This is a genomic window from Arthrobacter sp. UYEF36 (assembly GCF_040547025.1).
In the GTDB taxonomy this organism is placed as follows: domain Bacteria; phylum Actinomycetota; class Actinomycetes; order Actinomycetales; family Micrococcaceae; genus Arthrobacter.
Genome location: NZ_JBEPOX010000006.1, coordinates 1 through 14,660 on the forward strand (window position 1 = coordinate 1; position 14,660 = coordinate 14,660).

Here is a 14,660-nt window from a genome sequence, read left to right on the forward strand (position 1 = left end):
GGGGGCCCGGGGGGGGCGGGCGCCCCGCCCCGGGGCCCCCCCCCGGCATCCCCCCGGGGGGGCCCTTGGGCCCCCACCCCGGGCCCGGGGTGGGCCCAAATGCCACCCCGCGTGGCTCGTTTTGCACTGCATGGCCCCTTCTGCGTATCCTTGGTTGGCTAGTTAATAGCAATTGGAGACGTGCCAGAGCGGCCGAATGGGCTTCACTGCTAATGAAGTGTGGGGCACAACTCCACCGGGGGTTCAAATCCCCCCGTCTCCGCGTTTGGCCCCGGTCCCTGGACCGGGGCCTTTTGCGTACCCGGGCTCCGTTCGGCGGGCCGGGCGGCAGCAGCGGGACAGGCGCCACAGTAGGTCCGGGTGCCGGACACCGGGCGCCGTGCCGGCGGCCCGAATGGCAGGATAAACCCATGTCGAGCAACGACGCGTTTGACGCGATCATCGTAGGCGGCGGCCACAACGGCCTGGCCGCGGCCGCATATCTGTCCAAAGCGGGCCGGAAGGTCCTGCTGCTGGAAAAGCTGGAGCACCCCGGCGGTGCCGCGGTGTCCGCCCAGGCGTTCGACGGCGTCGACGCGCGCCTCTCGCGGTACTCCTACCTCGTGAGCCTGCTCCCGCAGCAGGTCATCGACGACCTAGGGCTGCGCATCCGGCTGGCACGGCGCCGGTATTCGTCCTACACCCCCGACCCGCACGACGGCAGGAACGCCCTGCTGGTCGACAACGGGGACGCAGAGGCGACGGCGGCGTCCTTTGCCGCCGTCGGCGCCCCGGCCGCCGAATTCCACGCCTTCACCGAGTTTTACGCCGGCTGCCGCCGGCTCACCGAGGCGCTCTGGCCCACCATGACCTCGCCGCTGCCGACCCGCTCCGAGGCGAGGGCCCTCGCGGCCGGTGCCGGGGCGGCGGAGGCGTGGGAGGCCATGGTCGAACGGCCCCTCGGGGACAGCATCGCCCGGTCGCTCCAGCACAACCTGGTCCGCGGCGTGGTGCTGACGGACGCCCTGATCGGAACCTTTGCCCGGGCCGGTGACGAGGATCTGCAGCAGAACATCTGTTTCCTGTACCACCTGATCGGCGGCGGGACCGGCGACTGGGACGTACCCGTCGGCGGGATGGGCGCGGTGTCCGGGGAACTGGAACGCTCCGCCCGTGAGGCCGGGGCGACCATCCTGACGTCCGCTGAGGTCACCGCCGTCGGCCCGGGCGGCGCGGTCAGCTACCGGCACAACGGAGCAGAGCAGACGGCCACCGCGTCCTGGGTCCTCGCCAATGTGGCTCCGGTGGTGCTGGACCGGCTCAGGAACTCAAGGGCTTCCGACGGCACCGCCCCGAACACAACCCAGAACCCGAACCATCTCCGGGAGGGCGCCCAGGTCAAGGTGAACCTGCTGCTGAAACGGCTCCCCCGGTTGCTGGATCCGAAGGCCAGCCCGGGGGCTGCCTTCGGCGGGACATTCCACATCAACGAGACCTGGTCGCAGCTCGACGCCGCCTACCTCGCCGCCGCGGCCGGAACCATCCCGGACCCGCTGCCCTGCGAGATCTACTGCCATTCCCTCACGGACCCCAGCATCCTGTCCCCGGAGCTGCAGGCCTCCGGAGCGCAGACCCTCACCGTGTTCGGCCTGCACGTCCCGGACCGGCTGATCACTGCGGAGAACAATGACCAGCGCCGGGCGGAACTGCAGGCCGCGGTCCTGAAGTCCCTGAACTCGGTCCTGGCCGAACCCATCGAGGAGCTGCTGCTGGCCGGCCCGGACGGGCAGCCCTGCATCGAAACCAAAACCACCCTGGACATTGAACGCGCGGTCGGCATGCCGCGGGGCAACATCTTCCACGGGGGCCTCGACTGGCCCTTCGTCGAGGACAACGCACCGCGGGACACCCCGGCGCAGCGCTGGGGCGTCGCGACGGATGACCCGCAGCTCCTGCTCTGCGGCTCCGGGGCCCGGCGCGGCGGTGCCGTCAGCGCCATCGGCGGGCACAACGCGGCCATGGCAGTGCTGGAGTCCGGGCCACTGGTATCCGGGCCGTCGGGATCCGCCCGTGCCACGCAGGGCTAAGCCGGGCGCCGCAGTGGTCCGTGCATGAATAAGCCTCCGCCGCCCGCCGGCACGCCGGCGGACCAGTGGAGCCCACGCCTGGCCCTGCTCGTCGCGGCGACGTTTTTTATGGAGTTCCTGGACGGCACCGTCCTGGTCACCGCGATCCCCAGCATCGCGGCGGACTTCTCGGTCCCCTCGGCGGACGTCAGCATCACCATGACCGCGTACCTGTTGACGGTGGCGATGGGGATCCCGCTCAGCGGCTGGCTGGCCGAACGCCTCGGGGCACGGCGGGTGTTCTGCCTCGCCATTGCGACGTTCACGGCGGCCTCACTGTTGTGCGCGCTCAGCCAGGACCTGACCATGCTGACACTGAGCCGGGTGCTGCAGGGCGCGGGCGGCGCCATGATGGTCCCCGTGGGCACCCTGGTGGTGCTCCGCGGAACGGCCAAGAAGGACCTGCTCCGCGCCACGGCCTACCTGGTCTGGCCCGGACTGCTGGCGCCGGTCCTCGCCCCGCTGGTGGGAGGCGCGCTCACCACGTTCCTGTCCTGGCACTGGATCTTCCTGATCAATCTCCCGCTGGGACTCGCGGCGTTCCTCGCGGCGCTGCGGCTGATCCCGGGCACCGCGGGTGACCGGACACGGCGCCTGGACTGGCCGGGGCTGGCCCTCACGACCCTGGGCGTGGGGTCCGTCGTGGTGGGGCTGGAGCTGGCCGGCGGCCGCGAATCCGGCGGCCTGGCAGCCATCAGCATCACCGCCGGGCTGCTGTTCCTGGTCACGGCTGTCTGGTGGATGCGGCGGGCCCGCTCCCCCTTGTTCGACCTCGGGGTTTTTTCCGCCCGGACGTTCCGCGCCACGGCGACCGGCGGGTTCGTCTACCGCCTGACCATCAGCGCCGTGCCCTTCCTGCTGCCGCTGATGTTCCAGATCGGCTTCGGCTGGGATCCGCTGCGCGCCGGGGTCCTCGTCGCGGCAGTGTTCGTGGGCAATATCGGGATCAAGCCCGCCACGACCCCGCTCATCCGGCGCTTCGGCTTCAAGCCGGTGCTGGTCTTCGCGTCGCTGGCCTCGGCGGCGACCTTTGCGCTGTGCGCCCTGCTCGACGCCGGCACCCCGGAGCCGCTGATCTTCGCGTTGCTCGTGGCCAGCGGAGCCTTCCGGTCCATCGGTTTCTCGGCCTACGCCTCGGTACAGTACGCCGACGTCGTTCCGGCCCAGCTGCCATCCGCCAATGCCGTCTCCGCCACCCTGGTGCAGCTCGCGACGGCGGCCGGGATCGCCATCGGGGCCCTGCTGATCCGGGTTTACGAGGCCGGCGGCCCGCTGCTGGGCGGGGCGGGGGCGGCCGGCGGGGATCCGGTGGCACCGTACCGGTCCGCGTTCCTGGCGCTTGCCGTGGTCATGCTCCTGAGCACCCTGGACAGCCTGACGCTGCCCCGCCACGCCGGCGCCGAGGTCAGCCGGCCTGGCCCAGCACCAGCGGCAGCACGGCGCCGGCGCCCGCGAGCCTGAGGGCCCGGCCGGCGACGGTCACGGTCCAGCGGCTGTCGACCAGATCATCGATCAGCATCACGCTCTGGCCCTGGATTCCGGCCAGGGCCGCTTCCAGTTCCGGCCCCACCACGAGCCGGTCCCAGACCCCGGCAAGCCGGTAGGCGCTGTTGCCGCCGCGCCCGCCGGTCGGTCCGCCGTGTTCAAGCTGCAGCTGCCCCAGGTAGGGAATCCGGCCGATCTCCGAGATGCCCCGGGCCAGCGAGTCCACCAGGGCAGGCTTGCCGCGGGACGGGACGCTGATGATGGCGGCGGGCCGTCCTGCCCCGCTCCAGCCGGGCGTGCGGGCGTCGCCGGCGCCCCACTCGCGCAGCACCTGGACGCAGGCCTGCAGCATGCCGGGGTCCACGGTCCGGTCGGGGGCGCCGGCGGCGAAGGCTTCGCGCAGGGCGCCGCCCCAGCCCAGGTCAGTGAGCCGCGCCAGCGCACGGCCGCCGGCGACGCTTTCCTCGGGCTTGATCTTGCCCTTCACGGGCACGCCCAGGCGGTCCATGCCGCTGGGCCACTGCAGCCGGGGTTCCAGCGGGACACCGGCCCGGCTCAGCGTCTGGCCCGCGGCTTCGGTGGCCGCGGCGGCAATGTCCGCCGGGAACCATTGTCCGGCGCAGTTGTCGCAGCGGCCGCAGGCGCGGGCGGTCTCGTCGTCGAGGACCGAGGTGATGTATTCCATCCGGCAGCCGGCGGTGTCCTGGTAGATGACCATGGAGTCCTGCTCGTCCACCCGGGCCTCCGCGATCCGGCTGTACCGCTCGGCGTCGTAGGTCCACGGCTGGCCGGTGGAACGCCAGCCGCCGCCCACCCGCTCCACGGCGCCGTCGACCGCCAGGACCTTCAGCAGCAGCTCCAGCGGCGTCCGGCGCAGATCCACGCGCGCCTCCAGCGCGACCGTGGACACGGCGGTCCCCGCTTCGGCGAGGGCGCTCAGCACGGCACCGGCCTTCTCCTCCGACGGCATGGACGCGGTGGCGAAGTACTGCCAGATGTCCCGGTCCTCGGACCCGGGCAGCAGCAGCACGTCGGCGTTGGCGGCTCCACGGCCGGCACGGCCGACCTGCTGGTAGTAGGCCACGGGCGAGGACGGCGCCCCCAGGTGCACCACAAACCCGAGATCCGGCTTGTCGAAGCCCATGCCGAGCGCCGAGGTGGCCACAAGGGCCTTGACCTGGTTGTCCTTCAGGAGTTGCTCGGCGCGTTCCCGGTCGGCCGGGTCGGTGCGTCCGGTGTAGGCCAGCACCTCGTGCCCGGCTTCGGCGAGGAGCCGTGCGGTGTCCTCGGCGGCGGAGACCGTCAGGGTGTAAATGATCCCGCTGCCGGGCAGGTCCAACAGGTGGGTGAGCAGCCAGCCGAGCCGGTCGCGGGAGTCCGGCAGGCTCAGTACGCCGAGCCGCAGCGATTCCCGGCCCAGGGCGCCGCGGATGGTCAACACACCGGTGCCCAGCTGCTCCTCGATGTCGTGGACCACCCGGGAGTTGGCGGTGGCAGTGGTGGCCAGCACGGGCACCGACTCCGGCAGCTGGGTGATCAGGTCCGCGATGCGCCGGTAGTCGGGGCGGAAGTCGTGGCCCCAGTCCGAGATGCAGTGGGCCTCATCGATGACCAGCAGTCCGGTGCGGCGGATCAGCTCAGGGAGCTGGTTCTCCCGGAAGGAGGGATTGGTGAGCCGCTCAGGCGAGACCAGCAGGACATCGACCTCATCCGCCGCGAGCTGCTCGCGGACGGTGTCCCATTCCAGCTGGTTGGCGGAGTTGATGGCCACGGCCCGGACCCCGGCCCGCGCCGCGGCGGCCACCTGGTCACGCATGAGGGCCAGCAGCGGGGAGACGATCAGGGTGGGCCCGGCGCCGCGGCGCCGGAGCAGCAGGGACGAGACAAAGTACACCGCCGACTTTCCCCAGCCGGTGCGCTGCACAACGAGAGCCCGCCGGCCGCCGTCGACGAGGGCCTCGATGGCCTCAAACTGGCCGTCATGGAACTCCGCGGCCGGGTGCCCGACCAGCTCGCGCAGCACTTCCTGGGCCTGCTCCCGGGTCCCGGCTCCCCCGGCGGAACCGGCGGAACCGGCCCCTCCAGCGGGGGCAGCGGAAGCGGAAAGGACTGCAGCGTTCTGGTTATTGGCCATTGCTTCAGTATCCCAGCCCCCTCCGACAGCCGCGACGCCGGGGGCGCCGCTATGTGGACAATCACAGCGGACCCGACCGCTCTCCGGCGGCAGGAAGACCACACGATCACTCCTCCACAGCACGGTTCGGCCGTCAACGTAAGATAAGACGCGTGACTATGGACCAGACAAAGACTTTTGACCTCTCGGCCTCCTTCAAGGCCTACGACGTGCGCGGCATCGTCGGCGAGTCGATCACCGCCGAGATCGTCGAGGCGGTGGGCGCGGCATTCGTCGACGTCCTGCAGCTGGAGGGCAAAACGGTGCTGGTCGGCGGCGACATGCGCCCGTCCTCCCCCGAGTTCAGCAAGGCCTTTGCCGACGGCGCCGCCCGGCGCGGCGCCAACGTCCAGCTCCTCGACCTCATCTCCACCGATGAGCTCTACTACGCCTGCGGCTCGCTCAATGCGGCCGGCGCCACTTTCACCGCCAGCCACAACCCCGCAGAGTACAACGGCATCAAGATGGCCAAGGCCGGTGCCGAGCCGATCTCCTCCGAATCCGGGCTCAAGGAAATCCAGGCCCGCGCCGAGGAATACCTTAACTCCGGTGCCATCCCCGCCGCCCCCGTCCGCGGCCTGATCGGCGTGCACGACGTGCTGAAGGGTTACTCCGAGTACCTCCGCAGCCTCGTGGACCTCCGCGGCTCCCGTCCGCTGAAGGTCGTCGTTGACGCCGGCAACGGCATGGCCGGCCTGACCACCCCCGCCGTGCTCGGCGACACCCTGCTGCCCAAGCTTCCCCTCGAGATCATTCCGCTCTACTTCGAGCTGGACGGTTCCTTCCCGAACCACCCCGCCAACCCGCTGGAACCGGAGAACCTGCGCGACCTGCAGGCCGCCGTCGTCGAACACGGCGCGGACATCGGACTGGCGTTCGACGGCGACGCCGACCGCTGCTTCGTCATCGACGAAAAGGGCGACCCCGTCTCGCCGTCCGCGATCACCGGCATGGTGGCCCGCCGCGAGATTGGCCGCGCGCAGGGCCTCGGCGAGGCCAACCCCACCGTCATCCACAACCTGCTGACCTCCCGTGCGGTCCCGGAACTGGTGGAACGCCACGGCGGCAGGGCCGTGCGCACCCGCGTGGGCCACTCCTTCATCAAGGCTGTCATGGCCGCGGAGGGTGCCATCTTCGGCGGCGAACACTCCGCCCATTTCTACTTCCGCGACTTCTGGAACGCAGACACCGGCATGCTCGCCGCGATGCACGTCCTGGCCGCCCTGGGCGAACAGGACGGCCCGCTGTCCGAGCTCGGCCGCGAATACGAGCCGTACATGTCCTCCGGCGAGATCAACTCGGAAATCGAGGACAAGGCCGGCGCCGTGGAACGGGTCCGTCACGATTTCCACTCCGAGGACGTCGAGGTGGACTACCTGGACGGCAGCACCTTCATCGCCACGGACGGCAGCTACTGGTTCAACCTGCGGCCCTCCAACACCGAGCCGTTCCTCCGCCTGAACGTCGAGGCCACGGACCGTGCCACCATGGAGCGTGTCCGCGACCGTGTCCTGGCACTGGTCCGGGGCTAGAACCGTGTCGGAGCGGCCAGCGAATCCCGTCACGGACCCCGCAATCGAGACCTCTACGGCGAACCCCGCCGGGACGGAATCGTGGCGCAGCAGCGTGCCGGAAGCCAGTGCCATCGATCTGGAGAACCTGCTCGGCACCGGAGTCGGCGCCGCCCAGGAACAGCTTGAGCGCAACGGCGGGTTCCTGCCGTTCGCCCTGGTGGTCGAAAACGACGGCGAGGTCCGGCTGGTTGCCGTCACTCCCGCCGACGCGGCCGAGGGAACGGACGCGGACTTCGACGCGGACTCGATGATCAGCGACCTGACCGAACTGCTGCGCCAGCACCGGGACGAGTTCCGCGCCGCCGCCGTCGTGTGTGACATCACCCTGCTGGAGGAGGCCTCGGACGCGATCCACGTGGCCGCGGAGCACCGGGACGGCTCCCTCTTCGCCGCGGTGCTGCCCTACGCCGCCAACCCCGCGACCCACGAGCTGGAATTCGGCGAGCTCTCCGCGGATTCGAACGAGCCCGGCGTCTGGGTGGACTAGACCGCCGGTAAACTGGTGTTATGAAGATCAACGCCTTCGCGGATGTAAGCCTGCGCGCCATGATGGTGCTCGCAGCCGCCCCCGACGGTGCACTCCTCACCACCCAGAGCATCGCCGACGCCGTCGCGACCCCGTACAACCACGTCAGCAAGGCGATGGCGAAGCTACGTGAACTGGGAATGATCGACGTCGAACGCGGCCGGCACGGCGGCTCCCGGCTCAGCAGCGCCGGACGCGTCGCCACCGTGGGCCAGCTGCTGCGCCGGCTGGACACCCGCACGGACCCGGCCGACTGCGTCGCGGCCGGCGTGGCATGTCCGCTGATCAACGAATGCCGCCTCCGCGGCGCCCTCTCCCGGGCCCGTGAGGCTTTCTACCGCGAACTGGACGACATTATCGTCGCATCCCTGCCGACCTCCCGGCAGATGGCGCCGGTGTTCCAGGCGATCGGCCTGCGTCCCGGCCTCTGAGCCGAAGCCGAAGCCGAAGCCGGAGGGCTTCGCCCAAGCTGCCAGACCCTGCCCGCCACGCCCGGGAGTCCCCCCGATTTGGAGATATTTTCTACGCCATGTAGAACTGATGCATAAATACTTGTATTTCAAATGCAGGTATTATCGACGGTCCGGTTGAAGACCCCGGGCCACTATCTCAGGAGTCAACATGCTCTCGGACAAGTCCTTCCCCGTCATCGAGGCCACCCTCCCGCTGGTCGGTTCCCGGATCGGCGAAATCACCCCCAAGTTCTACGCCCGCCTCTTCGCGGCGCACCCGGAACTGCTGGACGGGCTCTTCAGCCGATCGAACCAGCGCAACGGCAACCAGCAGCAGGCCCTGGCCGGCAGCATCGCCGCTTTCGCCACCCACCTGGTCAACAATCCCGGCACCCTGCCCGAGACCGTACTCGCCCGCATCGCCCACCGCCACGCCTCCCTCGGCATCACCGAACCGCAGTACCAGGTGGTCTACGAGCACCTCTTTGCCGCCATCGCCGAAGACCTGGCCGAGGTCATCACCCCGGAAATCGCCGAAGCCTGGACCGAGGTCTACTGGCTGATGGCGGATGCGCTGATCAAGCTCGAAAAGGGCCTCTACGCCGCACAGGCCAACGGCACGATGTGGAGCCCCTGGAAGGTCGCCGCCAAGACCCCCGCCGGCACGGGTTCAATCACCTTCACCCTGGAACCGGCCGACGATACCCCCATCACCCCCGCCCTGCCGGGCCAGTACGTCAGCGTCAAGGTCACCCTCCCGGACGGCCTGCGCCAGGTCCGCCAGTACTCGCTCTCCGGCGACGCCGGCACGAGCCGCAGCTTCACCACCAAGAAGGACGACGGCGGCGAAGTCTCCCCCGTGCTGCACGACACCGTCCAGGTGGGCGACATCCTCGAGATTTCCAACCCCTACGGCGAGATCACGCTCAAGGACGGCGACGGCCCCGTCGTCCTGGCTTCCGCCGGCATTGGCTGCACCCCGACCGCCTCGATCCTGCGCTCCCTCGCGGACTCCGGCTCGGACCGCCAGGTCCTGGTCCTGCACGCGGAAAGTGATCTGGAGTCCTGGGCGCTGCGCTCCCAGATGACGGACGACGTCGAGCGCCTCGACGGTGCCGACCTCCAGCTCTGGCTCGAGCGGCCGGTCGCGGGAACCAAGGAGGGCTTCATGTCCCTGCGTGAAGTGGACCTGCCGGCCAACGCCTCGCTGTACCTGTGCGGCCCGCTGCCGTTCATGAAGAGCATCCGCAATGAGGCCATCAATGCCGGCATCCCGGCCACGAAGATCCACTACGAGGTCTTCGGCCCGGACATCTGGCTCGCCAGCTAGGTTACTCGACGGCGGCCCCGCACCTTCCACACGGTGCGGGGCCGCCGTCGTCGTGTTGCGCTGCTACGCCCCCGTTCACGACGGGAGGGTGAGGCCGCGGACGGCACACCGGTGATCGCGTGGCCGCAGCGCAGAAGGTTACCCGGGTCATAACTGGACTTTGCGGATGGATGAGGCGACGGTCCCGGCGAATGGTGGCCTCTTGAATCCGTGCAGGAAGCACGACGGGAAAGCACGACGGCGGCCGCGCACCTTTCCTAAGGTGCGGGGCCGCCGTCGTCGGATCTCGCGTCTGCTAGTGCGCTGCCATGCGTTCCTTCAGGCCTTCGAGCTCTGAGCGCAGGGCGTCGGGCAGTGAGTCGCCGAACTTGGCGTACCACTCCTCGATCGAGGCGAGCTCGGTATCCCACTCCTCGCGGTCCACGCGGACGGCGTCTTCCACGTGGGCGTGCGTCAGGTCCAGGCCGGCGAGGTCCAGCGAGTGACCGGCCGGCACGAAGCCGATGGGGGTCTCGACGGCGTCCGCCTTGCCCTCGATGCGCTCGATGGCCCACTTGAGGACGCGTGCGTTGTCGCCGAAGCCGGGCCAGGCGAAGTCGCCGTCGGCCGTGCGCCGGAACCAGTTGACCAGGAAGATGTGCGGCAGGCGTTCCGGGTTGGCCTTGCCGGAGACACTGATCCAGTGCTTCAGGTAGTCGCCCGCGTCGTAACCGATGAACGGCAGCATGGCCATCGGGTCGCGCCGCAGCACGCCGACCTGGCCGGCAGCGGCAGCCGTGGTCTCGGAGGAGAGCGTGGAGCCCATGAAGATGCCGTTGGTCCAGCTGCGGGCCTGGGTGACCAACGGAACCGTGGTCTTGCGGCGGCCGCCGAAGAGGATCGCGGAGAGCTCCACGCCGTCCGGGCTGAAGTACTCCTCGGCCAGCATGTCGACCTGCGAGATCGGGGTGCAGAAGCGGGAGTTCGGGTGGGCTGCGGGCTGGTCCGAATCAGGAGTCCAGGAGTTGCCCTGCCAGTCGGTCAGGTGCGCCGGAACGTCGTTGGTCATGCCCTCCCACCAGACGCCGCCGTCGTCCGTGAGGGCAACGTTGGTGAAGATGCTGTGGCCCTTGGCAATGGCGCGCATGGCGTTGGGGTTGGTGCCCCAGCCGGTGCCCGGGGCTACACCGAATAGGCCGGCCTCCGGGTTGGTGGCGCGCAGTTCGCCTTCCTTGCCGATCCGCATCCAGGTGATGTCGTCGCCGAGGGTTTCGACCTTCCAGCCCTCGATGCTCGGATCCAGCAGGGCGAGGTTGGTTTTGCCGCAGGCCGACGGGAAGGCAGCAGAGATGTAGTAGTTCTTCTGCTCCGGCGAGGTCAGCTTGAGAATGAGCATGTGCTCCGCGAGCCAGCCTTCGTCGCGGGCCATCACGGACGCGATGCGCAGGGCGTAGCACTTCTTGCCCAGCAGGGCGTTGCCGCCGTAGCCGGAGCCGAAGGACCAGATGGAGCGCTCTTCGGGGAAGTGCACGATCCACTTGTCCGGGTTGCAGGGCCAGGCGACGTCGGCCTGGCCAGGGGCCAGTGGCGCGCCCAGGGAGTGCAGTGCGGGGACGAAGAAGGCGTTGGTGGCAGTGATCTTGTCCAGGACCTCGGTGCCGATCGTGGCCATGATGCGCATGGAGGCGACAACGTAGGCGCTGTCCGTGATCTCCACGCCAAACTTGGGGTCCTCAGCGTCAAGGTGGCCCATGACGAACGGGATGACGTACATGGTGCGGCCGCGCATGGAGCCGCGGAACAGCCCGCGCAGCTTCTCCTTCATCTCCGCCGGAGCCATCCAGTTGTTGGTGAAGCCGGCATCGCGTTCTTTCTCGGAGCAGATGAAGGTCTGCTCCTCGACGCGGGCCACATCGGCGGGGTCGGAGAATGCCGCGAAAGATTTGGGGAACAGCTTCTCGTTCAGGCGGGTCAGGGTGCCCGCCGCGACGAGCTCGTCCGTGAGCCGGGTGTTCTCTTCTTCGGAGCCGTCTACCCAGTGGATCCGGTCCGGCTGGGTCAGTTCAGCTACCTCTTCAACCCATGCCAGCAGGCCGGCATGTGTGGTGGGTGCTTTTTCAAGCAACGGCAGTCGCGCCAAATCTCCCATTACGGTTCCCTTCCTCGGGTTCAGTCGTGTTTCCTAAATGTAGGGCTAGATCACCCCCTGAAATCGGGCCTGGATGTGGGATGTCCGGTGGCCCGGAAATCAAAAACCGCGGAAATGCAAGGAAACGACAGTACGAAATGACCAAATTTAGTGACCAAGGTCACGTAGACCGGTCTAGTCGGGTAGATTACACCCGTTTCGATTTGTCACTACGGCCCCTCCTCGCGTAAAGTAATTCGAGGTTCGGGGAGCGAGAAGTTCCAAGAACTGAGAATGCGCCCATAGCTCAGCTGGATAGAGCGTCTGTCTACGGAACAGAAGGTCAGGGGTTCGAATCCCTTTGGGCGCACAGAGAAAAAGATCCGCTCCGGTCCGCCGGTGCGGATCTTTTGTTTAACGCCCGACGGCTCGTCCAACGCCCGACGGCGGGATGTGGCCCCGCGGGGCACTGGCCCTGCGACCCACGCCGCGCCGCTACGGGGCGACAGCCTGGCTGATCCGGAGCCGGATGCCGTCGAAGTGGCCGTTGAGCCGCCGCGCCGCGAGCGCCTTGTCCCCGGTGGAGACGGCCTCGTAGATCCCCCGGTGCAGGGCAGCAGCTTCCCGGAGATCGACCGCCTCGGCCCCGCCCAGCTCCACGTGCAGCCGCCGGTACACCTGCCAGAAGACGCCGAGCAGACTGACCAGCAGCTCGTTGTTGAGTGGTTCGAACAGCCGGCGGTGAAATTCGGCGTCCGCTTCGACGAAGTTCGCACCGCCGCCGGCCAGCGCCTCCATCCGGAGCACGGATTCCTCGACGGCCACCAGGTGCGCCGGGGTCATCAGGTCCATGGCGGCCGCAATCAGCCCGGCCTCCAGCGCCTGCCGGATGTCCACCAGCTGCAGGGCCTCCTGCCCGTGATGCCGCAGCGACAACCGGCCCCGGAACGTGAGTCCGTCGGCCAGGGCGTCAAAATTGCTGGGCGCCACGAACATGCCGAAGCCGTGGCGGATTTCAATCACGCCCAGGGCCTGGAGTACCTTCAGTGACTCCCGCAGGGTGTTCCGGCCAACGCCCAGCGCGGCGGAGAGTTCATTCTCGGTCGGCAGCGGATCCCCGGCGTCCAGCTCACGTTCCAGGATCAGTTCCATGATGTCCGCCTGCAAGGCCCGCAGCCTGGCCTGAGCGCTGAACCTTGCCGGCGGCTTGGGTCCGCCTCCCGTCACGCCCGCTGGGCCCCGGCCGGCCGCTACCTTGCCGCCCGCCCGGCCCGCGCCGCCGGCGGTTACGCTGCCTTCCGTCATGGCCCTGCCTCCCCCAACTGTGTCTCCCACAGTAGCGGTGGTCCCACGTCCTGCAAAGGGTGTTGGTCAACGCCTGCAGCCCGGCGCCGGGCGTAGGCTTCTGCCATGACGGCACAGCTTGCTCGGGAATTTGATGTCATTGTGATCGGCGCCGGCGCCGTGGGTGAAAACGTGGCGGAGCGCGTCGTGCAGGGAGGCCTGACCGCGGTGCTGATCGAGGCGGAACTGGTGGGCGGCGAGTGTTCCTACTGGGCCTGCATGCCCTCCAAGGCGCTGCTGCGCCCCGGCACCGCACTTCACGGCGCCCAGACCGTGCCCGGCGCCGCAGAGGCCGTGACCCGGACCCTGGACGCAGCCGCGGTCCTGAAACGCCGCGACTACTTTACGTCCAACTGGCAGGACGACGGCCAGGTCAAGTGGGTCCAGGACACCGGGATAGAGCTCATCCGCGGCCACGGCTGGATCACGGACACCCGGAAGGTTAACGTCGCCGGACTGGATGGCAACAGCTACGCGCTCACGGCACGGCACGCCGTCGTGGTGGCCACCGGCTCCTCGCCCACGATGCCACCGCTCGAAGGTTTGTCCGACGTGGACTACTGGACCACACGGGAGGCGACCTCCGCGCGCGAGATCCCGGAGCGGCTGGCAGTCCTGGGCGGCGGCGTCGCCGGCACCGAACTCGCCCAGGCCTTCGCCCGGCTGGGCGCCTCGGTGACCCTTGTGGCCCGCGGCAGCCTGCTGGGGGCTTTCCCGGAGGAGGCGGCCACGCTGGTCGCCGCCGGGCTGCGGGCGGACGGCGTCCGCCTCCACCTCCACACCGGAACCAGCAGCGTCCGCGAGAACGACGACGGCTCCCTCACCCTCGAGCTGGAGGGCGGCAGCACGGTGACGGCGGACAAACTCCTGGTCACCACCGGACGGCATCCCGCCCTCGAAGGGATCGGCCTGGAGAGCGTCGGACTCGCCGCCGAGGACGGCGGGGAACTGCGGCTCAGCACCGACGCCACCGGCCTGGTGTCGGGCGGCGCCGGGAACGACGCCGAGCCGTGGCTGTACGCCGCGGGCGACGCCGCCGGGAAGGTCATGCTGACCCACCAGGGCAAGTACGGGGCGCGCGCCACGGGCGACGCCATCGCCGCACGGGCCAAGGGCGAGCTCAGCGGCGAGGCCGCCCCGTGGAGCCGTTACGCCCGGACCGCCGACGACCACGCGGTGCCCAACGTCGTGTTCACCGACCCGGAACTGGCCAATGTGGGGCGGACCGTGCGGCAGGCGGAACGGGACGGCTTCAGCGTGTCCTCCGTGGAACTGCCCATCCAGGTGGCCGGATCCTCGCTGCACGCCGAACGATACGAAGGCTGGGCGCAGCTGGTCGTCGATGAGGACCGAAAGGTACTGCTGGGCGCCACTTTTGCCGGCCCGGATGTGGCCGAGCTGCTGCACGCCGCCACGATCGCCGTCGTCGGCGAGGTCCCGCTGGACCGGCTCTGGCACGCCGTGCCGTCCTACCCCACGATCAGCGAGGTGTGGCTGCGGCTGCTCGAGGAGTACGGGCTCTGAGCGGCCGAGGTGAGACTTCGCGCCGATGTTCGTCCAAAAC

The 14,660-nt window shown here is 69.2% G+C and carries 10 protein-coding genes and 2 tRNA genes; 9 read left to right on the plus strand and 3 right to left on the minus strand.

The annotated features are described in order from the left end of the window. Window positions 1-174 precede the first annotated feature (174 nt). The 3 genes from ABIB29_RS10330 to ABIB29_RS10340 all read left to right on the plus strand — a co-directional run bounded on the left by ABIB29_RS10330 (window position 175) and on the right by ABIB29_RS10340 (window position 3,566). Window positions 175-262, plus strand: a tRNA-Ser gene (locus tag ABIB29_RS10330). Window positions 263-410: 148 nt separating this feature from the next. Beyond that, a complete protein-coding gene (locus tag ABIB29_RS10335; protein WP_354172467.1) occupies window positions 411-2,066 on the plus strand; it encodes a phytoene desaturase family protein in 1,656 nt (551 codons plus the stop codon). Between the two features lie 24 nt (window positions 2,067-2,090). Further along, a complete protein-coding gene (locus ABIB29_RS10340) occupies window positions 2,091-3,566 on the plus strand; it encodes an MFS transporter (RefSeq protein ID WP_354172469.1) in 1,476 nt (491 codons plus the stop codon). Here ABIB29_RS10340 and ABIB29_RS10345 read toward each other — a convergent pair. Continuing rightward, window positions 3,511-5,724, minus strand: a complete 2,214-nt coding sequence (locus tag ABIB29_RS10345; protein WP_354172470.1) for a RecQ family ATP-dependent DNA helicase — start codon at window positions 5,722-5,724, stop codon at window positions 3,511-3,513. The genes ABIB29_RS10340 and ABIB29_RS10345 overlap by 56 nt on opposite strands. 152 nt (window positions 5,725-5,876) lie before the next feature. Between ABIB29_RS10345 and ABIB29_RS10350 the strand changes: the two genes are divergently transcribed. The 4 genes from ABIB29_RS10350 to ABIB29_RS10365 all read left to right on the plus strand — a co-directional run bounded on the left by ABIB29_RS10350 (window position 5,877) and on the right by ABIB29_RS10365 (window position 9,645). Further along, window positions 5,877-7,295, plus strand: a complete 1,419-nt coding sequence (locus tag ABIB29_RS10350; protein ID WP_354172472.1) for a phosphomannomutase/phosphoglucomutase — start codon at window positions 5,877-5,879, stop codon at window positions 7,293-7,295. Window positions 7,296-7,338: 43 nt separating this feature from the next. Next, window positions 7,339-7,824 carry a hypothetical protein gene (locus tag ABIB29_RS10355; protein WP_354172883.1) on the plus strand — a complete coding sequence of 162 codons (486 nt, stop codon included), beginning with the start codon at window positions 7,339-7,341 and terminating at the stop codon, window positions 7,822-7,824. 20 nt (window positions 7,825-7,844) lie between these two features. Next, window positions 7,845-8,294 carry an RrF2 family transcriptional regulator gene (locus tag ABIB29_RS10360; protein ID WP_354172474.1) on the plus strand — a complete coding sequence of 150 codons (450 nt, stop codon included), beginning with the start codon at window positions 7,845-7,847 and terminating at the stop codon, window positions 8,292-8,294. A 190-nt stretch (window positions 8,295-8,484) separates the two neighbouring features. Further along, on the plus strand, window positions 8,485-9,645 hold the full coding sequence (locus tag ABIB29_RS10365; protein ID WP_354172475.1) for a globin domain-containing protein: 1,161 nt from the start codon (window positions 8,485-8,487) through the stop codon (window positions 9,643-9,645). 295 nt (window positions 9,646-9,940) lie between these two features. Here the strand turns inward: ABIB29_RS10365 and ABIB29_RS10370 are convergent, their stop codons facing one another. Next, window positions 9,941-11,773, minus strand: a complete 1,833-nt coding sequence (locus ABIB29_RS10370) for a phosphoenolpyruvate carboxykinase (GTP) (RefSeq protein WP_354172477.1) — start codon at window positions 11,771-11,773, stop codon at window positions 9,941-9,943. A 275-nt stretch (window positions 11,774-12,048) separates the two neighbouring features. On the opposite strand from ABIB29_RS10370, the gene ABIB29_RS10375 reads away from it, so the two are divergent. After that, window positions 12,049-12,122, plus strand: a tRNA-Arg gene (locus ABIB29_RS10375). A 125-nt stretch (window positions 12,123-12,247) separates the two neighbouring features. On the opposite strand, the gene ABIB29_RS10380 is transcribed toward ABIB29_RS10375, so the two are convergent. Beyond that, the gene (locus ABIB29_RS10380; protein WP_502915595.1) at window positions 12,248-12,979 is read right to left on the minus strand and encodes a FadR/GntR family transcriptional regulator; all 732 of its coding nucleotides are present in this window, start codon (window positions 12,977-12,979) and stop codon (window positions 12,248-12,250) included. Between the two features lie 183 nt (window positions 12,980-13,162). On the opposite strand from ABIB29_RS10380, the gene ABIB29_RS10385 reads away from it, so the two are divergent. Beyond that, the gene (locus tag ABIB29_RS10385) at window positions 13,163-14,620 is read left to right on the plus strand and encodes a dihydrolipoyl dehydrogenase family protein (RefSeq protein WP_354172481.1); all 1,458 of its coding nucleotides are present in this window, start codon (window positions 13,163-13,165) and stop codon (window positions 14,618-14,620) included. Window positions 14,621-14,660 lie beyond the last annotated feature (40 nt).